Origin of the sequence: Burkholderia sp. HAN2018 (genome assembly GCF_024704855.1) — a bacterium.
Classification (GTDB): domain Bacteria; phylum Pseudomonadota; class Gammaproteobacteria; order Burkholderiales; family Burkholderiaceae; genus Burkholderia; species Burkholderia cepacia.
Genome location: NZ_QOBB01000063.1, coordinates 1 through 16,467, shown reverse-complemented (window position 1 = coordinate 16,467; position 16,467 = coordinate 1). Strand labels below are relative to the sequence as shown.

The window sequence follows — 16,467 nt, the reverse complement described above, 5'->3', positions numbered from 1 at the left end:
ACCATGGCAGAACCGACAACCAGCCTTGCCGCCGCTGCCGGCGCGCTGCTCATCAAGATTGTGCCGGGCGCCGTCGGCTCGCTGATCGCGTTGCGCTTCATCGGCGACGGGCTGACGGGGCGGCAGAAAGCGGTGTCGTTTCTGTCCGGCGCCGCGATCGCTTATTACGGCGGGCCGGCCGCTGTGTCGTGGTTCGCGATTACCGACAGCGGAGCGCAGCAGGCAATCGGGTTTCTGGTCGGCCTGTTCGGCCTGGCCGTCACGAAAGAGCTGTTCAAAGAAATCAACAACGCAGACTTCATCGGGGCTTTGAAACGACGCATTTTCGGAGGTCCGTGATGGTCACGATTTTCGTTTTCGCAAACCTCGTTGTCCTCGCCTTTTGCATCTGGATTGCCGTCACCGACGCGATCACCACGGGCTGGTGGGGCACGGTCGGCTTCTCGATCATCGGCATCGCGGCAGCCGTCAACGTGTTGAAACCGATCCGCATGCTATCCGTGATCGACCTGCCCGAGACACTGATGATGGTCGGCATGGCGATCGTGTGCCTGTGGGTGATGGGGCGCAAGGCTTACTGGTGGACGAAGGAGCATAAGCATGGCGCGCATTGACGTAGCAACGGCGGGCGGGAAAAACCGCGTCGCCTTCCTCGATATGATCGCTGCGAGCGAGATCACGCCCGCGCTGCTCGCGAAGTCGGACGACGGATATAACGTGCTGGTCGGCGCGACGCCGGCGCGGCCGCTGTTGTTCTCGAGCTATGCAGTGCACCCGAATGTACTGAACCGACAGATCCCCGTTCCGTCGACGGCCGCCGGCCGCTACCAGATCCTCTATCGCTGGTGGCGCATCTACCAGGCGCAGATGAAGCTGCCCGACTTCGGGCCTGTGTCGCAGGATCGCTACGCGCTGCAGCAACTGCGTGAGCATGGCGCGCTGCCGCTGATCGATGCCGGGCGCTTCCGCGAGGCTGTCGCGAAGGTGTCGAGCGTCTGGGCCAGCCTGCCGGGCGCCGGCTACGGGCAGCACGAGAACGACATCGAGCGGTTGCTCGCCGCGTACCAATCGGCCGGCGGGGAGGTCGCAGCATGACGATCCTCGACCCGCGCTTCTGGCTGGCTTTCATCATCTCGCTCGCGATCACTGCCGGCGGCTGCTACTTCAAAGGGCATGCCGACGGCGTGCGCACGACGACGCTCGCCGCGCAGAAGGCACAGATCGCCGCCGTCGCTGCGGCGCGCGCCGAAGAACAACGCCGCACCGCGGCACAATCGGAGATCGCAAACGATGCGAACCAACAACGCACAGCCGCGCTCGCGGATGCTTTTGCTGCTCGTGCTGCCGCTGGCAGCCTGCAGCAGCGCGTCGACCAGCTTGTCGCGGCCGCCCGCCATCCCGCCGCTACCCCCGGAAGCCCGGCAGCCGGCGACGCCCTCGATCTGCTTGCCGACGTGCTCGGCCGCGCTGACCAGCGCGCGGGCGAACTGGCAGAGTACGCTGATCGGGCCCGCATCGCCGGCCAGCAATGCGAGCGCGACTACGACGCCTTGACGTCGTCAGCTAAATGAACTGAATTCGGGTTTGTACCAAAACGGTTTGCAAGGGGGTGCCTTACATTTTTAAGAAATGATTGGTAGGATCGCAAGGTCATTATTATCAAAATGAAAAGAACCATGCTGACCAAACTTGCGAAGAGCGTAACGGGGGTGTTTGCGAATCTTCTCGGCGAGACGCCAAGTGCGAGCCGTATTGAAGCGCTCAAGCGGCAGTACGACGCGGAAGGCTTTTTGATTCTGAAAGACTTCTTTAAGCCGAAGGTCGTCGAGCAGATCCGTGAACAGGCGGTGTCGTTGTGGGACGTCCCGCGCAATGAAAAGCTGATCGTCGATTTCGGTGACGGGGACTTGGCGGGGCGCCGGATGCGGCTCGCTGACGCACCCGATCACGGCAAGTCGTTGAACCACAAGATCAATGACTTCTATCTCGAAAGCGACGAATTTCGTTCGATTGTGCTTGACCCGAAGCTGGCTAATTTGCTGTCAGCGTTGCTTGAGGGGAAGCCGTCGATTATAAATTCGCTGCACTTCACGGTCGGTAGTTCGCAACGCCCGCACGTCGATACCTGGTACATGCCGCCGGGTGTCGAGGACCGCATGGCCGTGATCGCTGTTCCGCTCGAACAGTACACGGAAGAAAACGGGCCGCTGTTCTTTTACCCGAAATCGCACCTGATTCCGAAGTACCGATTTTCGACCGGGCACCTTCGCGCTGTGCCGGATGAGCAGCATCTTTGCGATGAGTACCTGTTCGGCGAGGTAGAAAAGCGTGGGCTGAAGCGCGAGATTTTCTACGGTGGCCCGGGCGATCTCTTTATCTGGCACTCGCAGTTGCTGCACGGCGGCATGCCGATCACGAACCCGTCGAAAACCCGGCGTTCGGTCGTTGTCCACTATTGGCGGCAGGGAGACATCGACGTCGCGCCGGAATATCACTGGCTGCGCGGCACCGAGCGAGCGGCGTACGGTGGGGCGTATATCGCTCGCGAACACCAGAAGGTCGGTACGGTCGGCTGACGCCCATCATGCAGCCGCGATCAGCGGCTGCCGGATCGGGATGATGTCAGCCTCGCGGCCGTCTGCGCACGCGCCGACAAACTCAGCCCACTTCTCGAGTGCGGCGCGCCGCTCGGGGATTTCCTGCCGCACATCGTAGATCCCCTCCATCCCTTTGAGCTTGTGGTTCAGCGCGATCTCGGTGATCTCTTTCGGGATGCCCATGTTCATCATGTGGCCCTTGGCCGTGCTGCGCGTGTCGTGCGGCGTGAAGCGGCGCGCTTCGAGGCCGCCGCGCTGGAAGGCGCGATCAATCGCTGCCCAAAGCGTCGTGTTGCCGACGTGCGTGTCGCCGAGCCGGTTGATGCGGCGCTGGCCGCGTGCCGGCAGCAGCCACGGCGAATCGCCGGACAGCGCGATCAGTTCCGCGAACCACGACGCGACGAGCGGCACGAGCGGCACGAGGAAACCGTTGCGCGTCTTGACGGTGTCGTCTGCCACGAACCATGTGCCGCGCTGCAGGTCGACGAACTCCTTGCGCGCCTTGACGAGCTCGTTCGTGCGCACACACGTCGCGAGCAGGATACGCAGCATCAGCCCGTTCTCGCGGCCGATCGTCTCGTCGATGCCGGGCAGGATCTTCGCCAGCTCGTCGACGCCGAGCATCACGCGCGGCTTGACCTTCGGGCGGGCGCCCATGATCGCCGTCAGCTTCACACCGGCGCACGGGTTAGCGGCAATGATCTTGCGGCCGCACGCGTGGTCGAACACCTGCGTCATGGTGGTGAGGATCCGCTTCGACATCGTCCAGCCGCGGCCGGCGTCCTCGATCGCCTGCACGACGTCGGCCGGTGTCACGCGGCGCACTTCCAAGGAACCGAGCTTCGGGCCGACGACGTTGTCGAGATCCCACGTGCGGTAGTAGATCGTGCTGGCCGACAGCGGTTTCTCGATGTCCTGCGCGAATCGCTTCGCGCGGAAGTCGGCAACCAGGTCGTTGACGGTCCAAGCGGCGGCCGACGCCGCGCGCTCGGTCTTCTTCGCTGCAGCCGGGTCGGCGCCGTTGTCGATCGCGACGCGGTGCGCGCGGGCAGCCTTGCGCGCGGCCGCGAGCGACAGGTCGGGGTAGTTGCCGAGCGTCAGCTCGCGGCGACGACCGCCGGCGAGCCGGTAACGCAGAATCCACGCGGCCGTGCCGCCGGCGGAAAGCGTGAAGGTCAGCCCGTCGCCGTCTGACTTTGCGACCGGTTTCCCGGCCGCGATCCAGCGCCGCAGCTGCAGATCGTCGAGCACATTCGTTTGCCTAGCCATAGCGTTCCTCGTGGGTAGTCAGGCGATAGTGCCAGCGAATTAGCTACCCGCCTAGCTACCCGAATTTGCTTAACCACTCTTAGACATTCTTGTATGTGGTTAGGCGGAAACCCTTGATGGGCTTGGGGTTTCGGGCGATACGGTAGCCGTTTCTGGTCACCCTTGGACGTTAATAAAGATCGCAGGTGGCGATTTTCATGAACGGGAGTGTGCGTGCGGGGTAAATGCGAAGGCCGCCATCTTACCGCGAGCACGCGGTGCGAACGCGCCCGTCGTGCGGGGCGGGGGTGGTGCCTCGCACCGCCGTCTCGGGGAATCGGGAAGAAATTGTGACAAAAGTATTGACGTGAGTACTCCCTCACCCTATAATTTATTTCTCTGACGCGGGGTGGAGCAGTCTGGCAGCTCGTCGGGCTCATAACCCGAAGGTCGTAGGTTCAAATCCTACCCCCGCAACCAAGCACACCAGACGATGTGCAGCGCATATGACCGATGCGCGCTTCGTCGACAAGAACCCGGCTCCATGCCGGGTTTTTTGTTTTCTGCGCGCGGCGCCGCTATTGCGCCGCCCACTCGACCGCCGCCTTCGCATGCAGCGCGGTCGTATCGAACACCGGCAGCGGCGAGTCGTCCGCGCCGATCAGCAGCGTGATTTCCGTGCAACCGAGGATCACCGCCTGGGCGCCGCGCGTCGCCAGTTCCTCGATGATCGTCCCGTACGTCGCGCGCGATTCCGGCGCGATGACGCCGTGGCACAGCTCGTCGTAGATGATCCGGTGCACGTCGTCGCGCCCGCGTTCGTCCGGCACGAGCACCTCCATGCCGAACCTGTCGCGCAACCGCTCCGCGTAGAACGGCAACTCCATCGTGTAGCGCGTGCCCAGCAGCGCGACGCGCTCGATGCCCGCATCGCGCAGCGCGGCGCCGGTCGGATCGGCGATGTGCAGGAACGGCAGCGTCACCGCGGCTTCGATCGCGGCGTGGACGCGATGCATCGTATTGGTCGTCAACACGACAAGATCGGCGCCGGCCGCTTCGAGCTGCCGCGCGGCACTCGCCATCCGCTCGCCGAGCGCGGCCCAGTCGTGCGTGCGCTGCAGCGCTTCGATCTCCGCGAAATCGACCGTGACCAGCACGCTTTTCGCGTTGTGATGTCCGCCGTGCAGCGCCTTCGAATGGCGATTGATCATCCGGTAGTACTCTGCCGACGATTCCCAGCTCATCCCGCCGATCAGTCCGATCGTCTTCATCCGTCACCTTTGCGTTTCGTGTATTGCGGCAGACGAGTATAGGCGCCGCTGCCCGCGCCGGCCGGTACGATCCGTGCAAAGCGGGCCGGTACGGCACAGCCGGGCGCGACCGCACGCGACAGTTGAAACCGGCACTGTGTTTTTGTACAGTATCGGCACCGTGAACCCGACCATCATTCCGCCTGCCGATCCGCACGCGCCGCCGCCGGGCGACGTGCTGCCGCGCATGCGCAAGATCATTCATTGCGATTGCGACTGCTTCTACGCGTCGGTCGAGATGCGCGACGACCCGTCGCTGCGCAACCGGCCGCTCGCGGTCGGCGGCCGGCCCGACCAGCGCGGCGTGATCGCGACCTGCAACTACGAGGCGCGGCGCTACGGCGTGCATTCGGCGATGTCGTCGGCGCTGGCGATGCGCAAGTGTCCGGACCTGCTGATCCTGCCGTCCGCGATGGACAAGTACCGCGCGGCATCGCGGCAGATCATGGCGATCTATCGCGACTACACGCCCGACGTCGAGCCGTTGTCGCTCGACGAGGCGTACCTCGACGTCAGCGGGTCGGAGCGGTGCCAGGGGAGTGCGACGCTGATTGCGCGGGAGATCCGTCAGCGCGTGCACGATACGGTCGGCGTGACCGTGTCGGCCGGCGTCGCGCCGAACAAGTTCATCGCGAAGATCGCGTCCGACTGGAACAAGCCCGACGGGCTGTTCGTCGTGCGGCCGCACGAGATCGACGCGTTCGTCGCGGCGCTGCCGGTGCGCAAGCTGCACGGCGTCGGCAAGGTGACGGCCTCGCGGCTCGACCGGCTCGGCATCCAGACCTGCGCGCAATTGCGCGACTGGCCGCTGATCGACCTGCACCGCGAATTCGGCGCGTTCGGGCGGCGGCTGTACGAATTGTCGCGCGGGATCGACGAGCGGCCGGTGCAGGCCGACCAGGAGCGCAAGTCGGTCAGCGTCGAGACGACCTACGTTACCGATCTGACGACGCTCGAGCAGTGCGCGGAAGAAATCCGCCGCCTCGTCGTGCAGCTCGACGCGCGTATCGCGCGGGCGGGCGCCGCGCGGTCGATCCGCAAACTGTACGTGAAGATCCGCTTCGCCGATTTCCAGCGGACGACGGTCGAGTGCGTGGCCGACGCGACGCATGCGGATACGGCCGTCACGCTGCTCGCGAAGGGGCTGCAACGGCGTGCGCAGGCGGTGCGGCTGCTCGGCGTCGGCGTGCGCATCGACGAGGATACCGCCGAGCGCCACGGGCAGTTCTCGCTGTTCGACGACGAAGCCGGTAACGCCGACGACGCAGCCGGCGAACCCCCGGCGCCATGAAAAAAGGCACCGCCGCGGCGGTGCCTTTCGATGCAGCCGGACGAGCCGGGCAGCGGGCGCTCAGTGCGCGGGTGCGGCCATCCCGTTGTGGCGCAGCAGCGCATCGATCTGCGGCTCGCGGCCGCGGAACGCCTTGAACGAATCCATCGCCGGGCGGCTGCCGCCGACCTCGAGGATTTCGCGGCGATAGCGCGTGCCGGTCGCCGCGTCGAGCACGCTGCCGCTCGCGGCGGCCGCTTCCTCGAACGCCGCGTACGCATCGGCCGACAGCACCTCGGCCCACTTGTAGCTGTAGTAGCCGGCCGCGTAGCCGCCCGCGAAGATGTGGCTGAACGTGTTCGGCCAGCGCGAGAACGCGGCTTGCGGGATCACGTGATAGCGTTCGTTGATCTCGCGCGCGAATGCGGTCACGCCGGTGGCGCCGGCCGGGTCGAAGTCGACGTGCAGCAGCATGTCGAACATCGAGAACACGATCTGGCGCAGCGTGCCGAGCCCGCTCTGGAAGTTCTTCGCGGCGATCATCTTGTCGAACAGCTCGCGCGGCAGCGCGGCGCCCGTATCGACGTGCGACGACATCGACGACAGCACGTCCCATTCCCAGCAGAAGTTTTCCATGAACTGCGACGGCAGCTCGACGGCATCCCATTCGACGCCGTTGATGCCCGACACGCCGAGCTCGTCGACGCGCGTGAGCATGTGGTGCAGTCCGTGGCCGAATTCATGGAACAGCGTGATGACTTCGTCGTGCGTGAAGCATGCGGGCTTGCCGCCGACCGGTGCCGAGAAGTTGCAGGTCAGGTACGCGACCGGCGTCTGCACGGTGCTGCCGCGCTTCGCGCGCGAACGCGCGTCGTCCATCCATGCACCGCCGCGCTTGCCTTCGCGCGCGTACAGGTCGAGATAGAACTGCGCGACGAGCGAGCCGTCGCGGTTTTCGACGCGGAAGAAGCGCACGTCCTTGTGCCACACCGGCGCATCGTCCGGCTTGATCTGGACGCCGAACAGCGTCTCGGTGACGGTGAACAGGCCCTTCAGCGCGGCCGGCTCCGGGAAGTACTGCTTGACCTCGTTTTCCGAGAACGCGTAGCGCTGCTGGCGCAGCTTCTCGGCCGCGTATGCGACGTCCCACGGCGCGAGTTCGGCGAGGCCGAGTTCCTTCGCGGCGAACGTGCGCAGCTCGTCCCAGTCCTTGTCCGCGTGCGGGCGTGCGCGCGTCGCGAGATCCTCGAGGAACGCGATCACCTGCTGCGGCGATTCGGCCATCTTCGGCGCGAGCGACACTTCGGCGAAGTTGCGGTAGCCGAGCATCTGCGCCTCTTCGCGGCGCAGCTTCAGCGCATCGGCGACGATCGCCGTGTTGTCCCATTCGGCCTTGCCGTCGCCGTACTGCGGCCCGAGTTCCGACGCGCGCGTCGCATAGGCGCGGTAGAGCGTCTCGCGCAGTGCGCGGTTGTCGGCGTATTGCAGCACCGGGAAGTACGACGGGAAGTGCAGCGTGAATTTCCAGCCTTCCTTGCCGTCCTTCTGCGCGGCTTCGCGGGCGGCCTCGATCGCGTCGCCGGGCAGGCCGGCCAGTTCGGCGTCGTCCTGCACGATGTACGCGTACGCGTTGGTCGCGTCGAGCACGTGATCGGAGAAGGCCTTCGACAGCGCGGCCTGCTGTTCCTGCAGTTCCGCGAAGCGCGGCTTCTGGTCCTCGGGCAGCTCGGCGCCCGACAGGCGGAAATCGCGCAGCGCGTTGTCGAGAATCTTTTTGCGTTCGGTGGACAGCGTTGCGTATTCGGCACTCGCGGCGATCGCCTTGTACTTCTCGTACAGCGCGAGGTTCTGGCCGACGCTCGACCAGAATTCGGTCACGCGCGGCAGGTTTTCGCCGTAGGCGGCCCGCAGTTCGGGGGTATCGGCGACCGCGTTCAGGTGGCCGACGATGCCCCACGCGCGACCGAGCGGCTCCGTCGCATGCTCGACCGTTTCGACGACATCCGCCCAGGTTGCCGGCGTCGCGGCGGCGCTTGCCGTCTCGACCGCGCGGTTGGCGGCATCGAGCAGCGTGTCGAGCGCGGGCGTCACGTGTTCCGGGCGGATCTCGCCGAAGCGGGGCAGGCCCGAGAAGTCGAGAAGCGGGTTGGTGTTGGCGCTGGCGGACATAAGACTCCCTGTCTGTTGCCGGATGAACCGGAGTGAAAAGGGTAAGGCGCGCACGGCAGCGCGGCGCCCGATATCGACATTATTGGGGCGCATCGCGCGCTTTCCAATCGTTAGTTTCTAACGACGCGATTGGCGCGGGGTCGAATGCGGGACGGGGCGGCCGGCAAGGTGCGGCCGGCAAGGTGCGGCCGGCCAGGTGCGGCCGGCGAGGCGCCGGCGCGCGGAACCGCACGCCGGCTGAACGGGCAGGGTCAGGCGGCTGCGTCGGCCGCGCGCTCGGCGGCTTCGATCGTGTTGATCAGCAGCATCGTGATGGTCATCGGGCCGACGCCGCCCGGCACCGGCGTGATGTGGCCGGCCACTTCCTTCACGCCCGCGAAGTCGACGTCGCCGCACAGCTTGCCCGCATCGTCGCGGTTCATGCCGACGTCGATCACCGTCGCGCCGGGCTTCACCATGTCGGCGGTCAGGATGTTGCGCTTGCCGACCGCGGCGACCACGACATCGGCCTGCCGCGTATGCGCGGCGAGGTCACGCGTCTTGCTGTGGCAGATCGTCACGGTCGCGCCGGCGTCGAGCAGCATCATCGCCATCGGCTTGCCGACGATGTTCGAGCGGCCGATCACGACCGCGTTCGCACCCTGCAGCGGGATGCCGTGCGCCTCGAACATCTTCATCACGCCGTACGGCGTGCACGGCCGGAACAGCGGCTTGCCGGTCATCAGCGCGCCGGCGTTCGCGATGTGGAAGCCGTCGACGTCCTTCTCCGGCGCGATCGCCTCGATCACCTTGTGGCTGTCGATGTGCGCGGGCAGCGGCAGCTGGACGAGAATGCCGTGGATCTTCGGGTCGCGGTTCAGCTCGTCGATGCGCGCGAGCAGGTCGGCTTCCGACAGCGTGGCCGGGTACGCATCCTTCAGCGAGAAGAAGCCGTTGTCCTCGCATGCCTTGATCTTGTTGCGCACGTAGACTTCGCTCGCCGGGTTGGCGCCGACGAGGATCACCGCGAGACCGGGCTGGTGGCCGCGTGCGGTCAGGGCGGCGGCGCGTTCGGCGGCCTGCGCGCGCAAGGTCTTCGAGAGGGCGTTGCCGTCGATGAGGAGGGCTGTCATGGTGGTGGTCCTGCCGGGAAGTTGGAATGCGGGCGTGCGGCACGCGAAGCGCCGCAGCAAAGCACGCAATTATACCGGTCGCCTGCTGTCGTCCGACAGTGAATACAAGGAAAGCGTCATGGCGTCGGTGCCGGCGCTCCGGGAGGAAGCGCCGGGATGCCGCGCGAGTGGGCCGCATCGCGCGGCGCGGTAGTCCGATGGTGCGGCCGGCCGGGCAGGGCTGCCCGGAGCCGCGTGCGACGCTCAGGCCTGCTTCTTCGACAGCGCGAGGCGCAGCAGGTCGGCCACCGTATTGACGTTGAGCTTTTCCATGATGTTCGCGCGGTGCGCTTCGACCGTCTTGATGCTGATGCCGAGATCGTCGGCGATCTGCTTGTTCAGGCGGCCCGCGATGATCCGTTCGAGCACCTGCTGCTCACGCGCGGTCAGCTTCGACAGGCGTTCGCTCGCGGCACGCTGCTCCTGGACGCTCTTGCTTTCGCTTCGGGCTTTGTCGAGCATCCGCTCGACGAGCTTGCGCAGCTCGGCTTCGTCGAACGGTTTCTCGATAAAGTCCATCGCACCCTTTTTCATCGTCGACACGGCCATCGGCACGTCGCCGTGACCCGTGACGAAGATGATCGGCAGCGCGGCATTGTCGGCGATCAGGCGCTCCTGCAGCTCGAGACCGCTCATGCCCGACATCCGCACGTCGAGGATCAGGCACGCGATCTGGCCGGCCTGCTGCGCCGGCTGGTACGCATCGAGGAACTGCTCGGCGCTCGAGAAGCATTGCACGCGATAGCCGTTCGCCTCCAGCAGCCAGCGCAGCGAGTCCCGTACGGCCTCGTCGTCGTCGACGACGAAGACGGTTTCCTGAGTGGTGGTGACAGGGCTATTCATAGTTCTCCCGTAACGGTATGTGATGCCGATGCCTCGCGCCCCCCTTGGCCGAGATCAGCGGGTTCCCCAATGGGCAGGCTGCAGTGGAACGTCGCGCCGGAAATGCGGCCATCCGGCTCGACGTTGTTGACCACCCACAGACGCCCCCGATGCGATTCGATGATCGAACGGCAGATGTTCAGCCCCATGCCCATGCCATCGGACTTGGTGCTGTAAAACGGTTCGAACAGGCGCTCGGCGGTCGCTTCGTCGACGCCCGGGCCCTGGTCGATCACGCGGATGTCGACGAATCCCGCCTCGATGTCGGCGATGACGCGGATCACGCCGTCCGCCGACGCCGGCTTCACGTCGGCCATCGCCTCGGCCGCGTTCTTCATCAGGTTCACGAGCACCTGCTCGATCAGCACGGGGTCGACATAAATAATAGGCATTCTTGCGAGGATTTCCGTGACGATCCGGATCCTGCGCTTCCTGGCCTCGATTTCAGCGAGCCCGACCGCGTCGGCGACGATGTCCGCGACCCGGGCCGGCTGGCGCTTCGGTTCGCTGCGCTTCACGAATTCGCGGATCCGCTTGACGATCATCCCGGCGCGCAGCGCCTGCTGCGCGGTCTTTTCCAGCGCGGGCTGCAGCGTCTCGGGCGTGCCGCGGCCGCTCTTGACGAGCGCGAGCGTGCCCGAGCAGTAGTTGTTGATCGCGGCGAGCGGCTGATTCAATTCGTGAGCAATCGACGACGCCATTTCACCCATCGTCATCAATCGGCTCGTGAACTGCAGCTTCTCTTCCTGCTGGTGCGCGAGCTCCTGCGCCTTCTTGCGGGTCGTGATGTCGGTCGCGATCTGCATCTGCGCGAGGTGGCCGTCCACCCACTGGATGTACTGGCGGCGCACCTCGAACCACTTCTGGATGCTCTCGACGTACACCTCCTGCGCATCGGCGGTGCTGCTCGTCAGCGCGGCGGCCGGCAAGCCCGCGAACGCGTCGACCATGTCGATCGAGTCGGACGATGCCTGCGCGCGGTCGAAGCCGCCGCCCGACAGCTCGAGATGGCCGTCCGGGCGAATGCCGAACAGGTGGCGGTAGTAGCGGTTCGCGAACAGCAGCTCGGCTTCGTCGGCGGCCAGCACCGACACCGCGGCGTCGAGGCTTTCGAGCACCGTCGTGAAGCGCTCGTGCGCGGCCGCGAGTTCCTCGCGCGCGCGCTTCGGCTCGGTGATGTCGGTCATCGACGACATCCAGCCGGTCTGGCGGCCCGAACTGTCGATCAGCGGCGACACGTACAGGCGCGCATGGAACAGCGTGCCGTTCTTGCGCCGCACGCGCAGCTCGAAGCCCGAGCTCGGCGCCTTGCCGCGCAGCGTCATGTCGAGCTGGCGCTGCATTTCCGGGTAAGCGTCGCGCGGCCAGTACGGGAACGGCGCGACCTTGCCGACGAGGTCGGTTTCGTCCCAGCCCGTCATCCGGCAGAACGCGGGGTTCACGTGCGTGATGCGGCCGTGCATGTCGAGCACGCGCATGCCGATCAGCACCGAATTCTCCATCGCGCGGCGGAAGAACGCTTCCGCGTACAGCGCCTGCTGCGCCTCGAAGCGCTGGCGCGTGTGCTTCCACAGGCTCCAGAGGCTCCACAGCACGAAGCACGACAGGCCCGCCACGAGCCACACGAGCGTGTTGTTGGTGAGGTTCGTGAGCTGCGGGAATGCGTACACGCGCACGGTCAGCCCCTGGCCGGGCGGATCGAGCGGCAGGTCGTAGTGCGAGTCGCGCGGCAGGCGCGGGCGCGTCGACGTGGACGACAGCTCGCGGTTGTTCGCGTCGGTGATCGAGATCTTGTACTTCGACGACAGTTCCTGCGGGATGTCGTGCTTCAGGATGCCTTCGACCGAGAACACCGCGGCGATCGAGCCGAGGTACTCGCGGTCGCCGCGCATGACGGGCGTCTGCAGCGTGATGAAGCCGTTGCCGAAGTCGTCGTAGATCAGCGGCGAATAGGCCTGGCGGCGCGTGCTGCGCGCCTCGTCGTATGCGCCGCGCACGGCGTCCTGCATCTGCGCTTCGCCGGGCTTCGCGAGCCGCTGGCCGAGCAGCGGCGGATGCACGGTCGGCCAGCGCTGTACGCCGGGCGACGTGTACCAGTTCAGGTAGAGGATTTCCGGGTGCGTCTGCATCACGTCCGCGACGGCCATCTGGAACGCGTTCTGGTCGAGACGGCCGGACGCGAGGTCGCGCGACAGTGCCTGGAGCTGTTCCTGCGCGCCCGTCATCGACAGGCGGATCTGCTGCTGCGCCCACGCGACGTTCCGGAAGAGGGTGTCTTCCTGCTGCTGCTGTTCGCGGCGGTTGAGGCTCCACAGGATGAGGCTCATCACCACCAGGAACACGAGGATCGACAGCAGTGGCGTCAGCAAATAGGAATTGGACCACCACGGTCCGTGGTGCCAACGGGACGGCTGCGACTCCGCCGGCGGGCCCGACGGTCGCGCCGAGCGTGCGAAAAGCCGATCGGTCAACATGGCAGGATTGTAGCGCAGCGCAATACATGGAAAACCTATACCGGATATGTTGAACGGAAACGGATTTGTTTCGCCGGGACGCGCCGGAGAGCCCCGAAATATGGGTGCAGCGCAGCAATATTCCGCATTGCGAGAAAAGATCTCACTATTCGAAAATTTTGTTGCGCAGGCCCGCGCACGCTCATTACAATCCGCTGGAGCTTGCCCGCAGCCGGTCGCGTCGCGTCGTCTGCACGAGAGCGATCCTCACATTCCAGGACCCAGGAGACGAGAATGTCCGCTGTACCGAACGAAGTGATGAAATATGTCGCCGCCGAACGTGACGACGACCCGCAAGAAACCGTCGAGTGGCTAGAGTCGCTCGATGGCGTGATCTCCTCCGTGGGCACCGGCCGCGCGCATTACCTGATCGAAAAGCAGATCGAGTTCGCCCGCATGCACGGCGAACACCTGCCGTTCTCCGCCAATACCCCGTACATCAACACGATCCCGGTCGAAGCCCAGGCGAAGATCCCTGGCGACCAGGACATCGAGCACCGCATCCGTTCGTACACGCGCTGGAACGCGCTGGCGATGGTGCTGCGTGCAGGCAAGGACACGAACGTCGGCGGCCACATCGCGTCGTTCGCGTCGGCCGCGACGCTCTATGACGTCGGCTACAACCATTTCTGGCACGCAGCGTCCGAGCAGCACGGCGGCGATCTCGTGTTCGTGCAGGGCCACTCGTCGCCGGGCGTGTACTCGCGCGCATTCCTGCTCGGCCGCCTGAAGGAAGAGCAGCTCGACAACTTCCGCCAGGAAGTCGACGGCAACGGCATTTCGTCGTACCCGCACCCGTGGCTGATGCCGGACTTCTGGCAGTTCCCGACCGTGTCGATGGGTCTCGGCCCGATCATGGCGATCTACCAGGCACGTTTCATGAAGTACCTGGAAGCGCGCGGCATCGCGAAGACGGAAGGCCGCAAGGTGTGGGCATTCCTCGGCGACGGGGAGACGGACGAGCCGGAATCGCTCGGCGCGATCGGGATGGCGAGCCGCGAAAAGCTCGACAACCTCGTGTTCGTGATCAACTGCAACCTGCAGCGTCTCGACGGCCCGGTGCGCGGCAACGGCAAGATCATCCAGGAACTGGAATCGGAATTCCGCGGTGCCGGCTGGAACGTGATCAAGGTCATCTGGGGCAGCCGCTGGGATGCGCTGTTCGCACGCGACAAGACGGGCGCGCTGATGCGCCGCATGATGGAAGTCGTCGACGGCGAGTACCAGACGTACAAGTCGGAGTCGGGCGCGTTCGTGCGCGAGCACTTCTTCAACACGCCTGAACTGAAGGCGCTCGTCGCCGACTGGTCCGACGACGACATCTGGGCGCTGAACCGCGGCGGCCACGATCCGCACAAGATCTACGCGGCTTTCCACGAAGCCACGAACACGAAGGGTGCGCCGACCGTCATTCTCGCGAAGACCATCAAGGGCTACGGGATGGGCGAATCGGGCCAGGCGATGAACATCACGCACCAGCAGAAGAAGCTGCCGGTCGAGCAACTGAAGAAGTTCCGTGACCAGTTCCGCCTGCCGATCACCGACGAGCAGATCGCCGACGTGCCGTACCTGAAGTTCGAGGAAGGCTCGAAGGAACTCGAATACATGCGCAAGCAGCGCATGGATCTCGGCGGCTACCTGCCGCATCGCCGCGAGAAGGCGACGTCGCTGCCGGTGCCGGCGCTCGATGCGTTCGAACCGCTGCTGAAGGGCACGGGCGAGGGCCGCGAGATCTCGACGACGATGGCGTTCGTGCGGATCCTGAACATCCTGCTGAAGGACAAGGCGCTCGGCAAGCGCGTCGTGCCGATCGTCCCGGACGAATCGCGTACGTTCGGCATGGAAGGCCTGTTCCGCCAGATCGGTATCTGGAACCAGCAGGGCCAGAAGTACGTGCCGGAAGATTCCGACCAGCTGATGTTCTACAAGGAATCGGAGACCGGCCAGATCCTGCAGGAAGGCATCAACGAAGCGGGCGGCATGTGCGACTGGATCGCGGCGGCGACGTCGTATTCGACGCACGGCGAGATCATGGTGCCGTTCTACATCTTCTACTCGATGTTCGGCTTCCAGCGGATCGGCGACCTGGCATGGGCCGCGGGCGACATGCGTTCGCGCGGCTTCCTGCTCGGCGGTACCGCGGGCCGCACGACGCTGAACGGCGAAGGCCTGCAGCACGAAGACGGCCACTCGCTGCTGTGGGCGGCATCGGTGCCGAACTGCGTGAGCTACGACCCGACCTTCGGCTACGAACTCGCGGTGATCGTTCAGGACGGCCTGCGCCGCATGGTGCAGGACCAGGAGGACGTGTACTACTACATCACGGTGATGAACGAGAACTACGAGCACCCGGCAATTCCGCAGGGCGAGCACGTGGCGGCCGACATCATCAAGGGCATGTACTCGTTCAAGAAGGCTGATGCCGACAAGAAGGCGCCGCGCGTTCAACTGCTCGGCGCGGGCACGATCTTCAACGAAGTGATCGCTGCCGCCGACCTGCTGAAGAACGACTGGGGCGTCGCCGCCGACCTGTGGAGCGTGCCGAGCTTCACCGAGCTGGCGCGTGAAGGCCACCAGGTCGAGCGCTGGAACCTGCTCCATCCGACCGAGGAGCGTCGCCTGTCGCACGTGCAGAAGTGCCTGAAGGACACGCAGGGCCCGGTCATCGCGTCGACCGACTACGTCCGCGCGCTGGTCGACCAGATCCGCGGCCAGATCGATCGCCGCTTCGTCGTGCTGGGCACCGACGGTTTCGGCCGCTCGGATACCCGCGAGAAGCTGCGTCACTTCTTCGAAGTCGACCGTCACTGGGTCACCGTCGCCGCGCTCAACGCGCTGGCCGACGAGGGCACGATCGAGCGCAAGGTGGTCGCGGACGCGATCGCCAAGTACAACCTCGATCCGTCGAAGCCCAACCCGATGACCGTTTAACGCACACGCCGTGTGATGCCGCGCGCCGCTTCCGCGAGAAGCGCGCGCGGCCATGGAGACAGAAACAGATGAGTCAAGCGATCGAAGTGAAGGTGCCGGATATCGGCGATTACAAGGACGTGCCGGTGATCGAGATCGGCGTGAAGGTCGGCGACACGGTCGAGCCGGAGCAGTCGCTCGTCACGCTCGAGTCGGACAAGGCGACGATGGACGTGCCGAGCCCGGTAGGCGGCGTCGTGAAGGAAATCAAGGTCAAGGTGGGCGATTCGGTGTCGGAAGGCACGCTGATCGTGCTGCTCGAAGCCGCAGGTGCAGCGGCTGCCGCACCGCAGGCGAGCGCACCGGCGCCCGCCGCTGCAGCGCCGGCGGCACCCGCACCGGCACCCGCGAAGGCCG

At 65.5% G+C, this 16,467-nt stretch carries 15 protein-coding genes and 1 tRNA gene; 10 read left to right on the top strand and 6 right to left on the bottom strand.

Going from position 1 to position 16,467, the window contains the following annotated elements; genetic code table 11:
- The first annotated feature begins 3 nt into the window (after positions 1–3).
- From DPV74_RS17920 to DPV74_RS17900, 5 genes are all read left to right on the top strand, one after another.
- Positions 4–339 (top strand): holin, encoded by a 336-nt coding sequence (locus DPV74_RS17920; protein ID WP_119337674.1) that lies wholly within the window; start codon positions 4–6, stop codon positions 337–339.
- Entirely contained in the window at positions 339–614 is a 276-nt protein-coding gene (locus tag DPV74_RS17915; RefSeq protein WP_240439994.1) for a holin, read from the top strand. The genes DPV74_RS17920 and DPV74_RS17915 overlap by 1 nt, the downstream gene beginning before the upstream one ends.
- Positions 601–1,095: a glycoside hydrolase family protein gene (locus DPV74_RS17910; protein WP_119337672.1), complete on the top strand. Its 495-nt coding sequence runs from the start codon at positions 601–603 to the stop codon at positions 1,093–1,095. The genes DPV74_RS17915 and DPV74_RS17910 overlap by 14 nt, the downstream gene beginning before the upstream one ends.
- Positions 1,092–1,571: a DUF2514 family protein gene (locus DPV74_RS17905; protein WP_119337671.1), complete on the top strand. Its 480-nt coding sequence runs from the start codon at positions 1,092–1,094 to the stop codon at positions 1,569–1,571. Before DPV74_RS17910 ends, DPV74_RS17905 begins: the two co-directional genes overlap by 4 nt.
- A gap of 105 nt (positions 1,572–1,676) precedes the next feature.
- Complete coding sequence (locus DPV74_RS17900; RefSeq protein WP_162923074.1) at positions 1,677–2,576, top strand: phytanoyl-CoA dioxygenase family protein; 900 nt, start codon at positions 1,677–1,679, stop codon at positions 2,574–2,576.
- Between the two features lie 6 nt (positions 2,577–2,582).
- On the opposite strand, the gene DPV74_RS17895 is transcribed toward DPV74_RS17900, so the two are convergent.
- Positions 2,583–3,866, bottom strand: coding sequence for a site-specific integrase (locus DPV74_RS17895; RefSeq protein WP_119337669.1), 1,284 nt, complete (start codon positions 3,864–3,866; stop codon positions 2,583–2,585).
- Positions 3,867–4,248: 382 nt separating this feature from the next.
- On the opposite strand from DPV74_RS17895, the gene DPV74_RS17890 reads away from it, so the two are divergent.
- Positions 4,249–4,325 (top strand) — tRNA-Met (locus tag DPV74_RS17890).
- 98 nt (positions 4,326–4,423) lie between these two features.
- Here the strand turns inward: DPV74_RS17890 and DPV74_RS17885 are convergent.
- Entirely contained in the window at positions 4,424–5,116 is a 693-nt protein-coding gene (locus DPV74_RS17885; protein ID WP_119337668.1) for an aspartate/glutamate racemase family protein, read from the bottom strand.
- Between the two features lie 136 nt (positions 5,117–5,252).
- On the opposite strand from DPV74_RS17885, the gene dinB reads away from it, so the two are divergent.
- On the top strand, positions 5,253–6,446 hold the full coding sequence (gene dinB / locus DPV74_RS17880; RefSeq protein ID WP_060311937.1) for a DNA polymerase IV: 1,194 nt from the start codon (positions 5,253–5,255) through the stop codon (positions 6,444–6,446).
- A gap of 60 nt (positions 6,447–6,506) precedes the next feature.
- Here dinB and DPV74_RS17875 read toward each other — a convergent pair whose 3' ends face one another.
- Positions 6,507–8,594: a M3 family metallopeptidase gene (locus DPV74_RS17875; protein WP_027786957.1), complete on the bottom strand. Its 2,088-nt coding sequence runs from the start codon at positions 8,592–8,594 to the stop codon at positions 6,507–6,509.
- Positions 8,595–8,845: 251 nt separating this feature from the next.
- On the bottom strand, positions 8,846–9,706 hold the full coding sequence (gene folD, locus DPV74_RS17870; protein ID WP_048024084.1) for a bifunctional methylenetetrahydrofolate dehydrogenase/methenyltetrahydrofolate cyclohydrolase FolD: 861 nt from the start codon (positions 9,704–9,706) through the stop codon (positions 8,846–8,848).
- Here folD and DPV74_RS17865 point away from each other — a divergent pair.
- Entirely contained in the window at positions 9,705–9,899 is a 195-nt protein-coding gene (locus tag DPV74_RS17865; protein ID WP_119337667.1) for a hypothetical protein, read from the top strand. The two genes, folD and DPV74_RS17865, sit on opposite strands and share 2 nt — an antisense overlap.
- Before the next feature lie 50 nt (positions 9,900–9,949).
- Here the strand turns inward: DPV74_RS17865 and fixJ are convergent, their stop codons facing one another.
- Complete coding sequence (gene fixJ / locus DPV74_RS17860) at positions 9,950–10,588, bottom strand: oxygen response regulator transcription factor FixJ (protein ID WP_006493245.1); 639 nt, start codon at positions 10,586–10,588, stop codon at positions 9,950–9,952.
- On the bottom strand, positions 10,585–13,101 hold the full coding sequence (gene fixL / locus DPV74_RS17855; protein ID WP_027786960.1) for an oxygen sensor histidine kinase FixL: 2,517 nt from the start codon (positions 13,099–13,101) through the stop codon (positions 10,585–10,587). The genes fixJ and fixL overlap by 4 nt, the downstream gene beginning before the upstream one ends.
- A gap of 273 nt (positions 13,102–13,374) precedes the next feature.
- Between fixL and aceE the strand changes: the two genes are divergently transcribed.
- The gene (gene aceE / locus DPV74_RS17850; protein ID WP_027786961.1) at positions 13,375–16,071 is read left to right on the top strand and encodes a pyruvate dehydrogenase (acetyl-transferring), homodimeric type; all 2,697 of its coding nucleotides are present in this window, start codon (positions 13,375–13,377) and stop codon (positions 16,069–16,071) included.
- A 68-nt stretch (positions 16,072–16,139) separates the two neighbouring features.
- On the top strand, positions 16,140–16,467 hold a 328-nt coding region (locus tag DPV74_RS17845), incomplete at its 3' end, for a biotin/lipoyl-containing protein (protein ID WP_308355549.1).

What these genes read in the sequence shown, in the direction of transcription:
- DPV74_RS17910 (WP_119337672.1), top strand. Translation starts at nt 601, where the DNA reads ATGGCGCGCATTGACGTAGCAACGGCGGGCGGGAAAAACCGCGTCGCC.
- folD (WP_048024084.1), bottom strand. Translation starts at nt 9,706, where the DNA reads ATGACAGCCCTCCTCATCGACGGCAACGCCCTCTCGAAGACCTTGCGC.
- fixJ (WP_006493245.1), bottom strand. Translation starts at nt 10,588, where the DNA reads ATGAATAGCCCTGTCACCACCACTCAGGAAACCGTCTTCGTCGTCGAC.
- DPV74_RS17895 (WP_119337669.1), bottom strand. Translation starts at nt 3,866, where the DNA reads ATGGCTAGGCAAACGAATGTGCTCGACGATCTGCAGCTGCGGCGCTGG.
- DPV74_RS17905 (WP_119337671.1), top strand. Translation starts at nt 1,092, where the DNA reads ATGACGATCCTCGACCCGCGCTTCTGGCTGGCTTTCATCATCTCGCTC.
- DPV74_RS17920 (WP_119337674.1), top strand. Translation starts at nt 4, where the DNA reads ATGGCAGAACCGACAACCAGCCTTGCCGCCGCTGCCGGCGCGCTGCTC.
- DPV74_RS17865 (WP_119337667.1), top strand. Translation starts at nt 9,705, where the DNA reads ATGGTGGTGGTCCTGCCGGGAAGTTGGAATGCGGGCGTGCGGCACGCG.
- DPV74_RS17900 (WP_162923074.1), top strand. Translation starts at nt 1,677, where the DNA reads ATGCTGACCAAACTTGCGAAGAGCGTAACGGGGGTGTTTGCGAATCTT.
- DPV74_RS17875 (WP_027786957.1), bottom strand. Translation starts at nt 8,594, where the DNA reads ATGTCCGCCAGCGCCAACACCAACCCGCTTCTCGACTTCTCGGGCCTG.
- DPV74_RS17885 (WP_119337668.1), bottom strand. Translation starts at nt 5,116, where the DNA reads ATGAAGACGATCGGACTGATCGGCGGGATGAGCTGGGAATCGTCGGCA.
- fixL (WP_027786960.1), bottom strand. Translation starts at nt 13,101, where the DNA reads ATGTTGACCGATCGGCTTTTCGCACGCTCGGCGCGACCGTCGGGCCCG.
- aceE (WP_027786961.1), top strand. Translation starts at nt 13,375, where the DNA reads ATGTCCGCTGTACCGAACGAAGTGATGAAATATGTCGCCGCCGAACGT.
- DPV74_RS17915 (WP_240439994.1), top strand. Translation starts at nt 339, where the DNA reads ATGGTCACGATTTTCGTTTTCGCAAACCTCGTTGTCCTCGCCTTTTGC.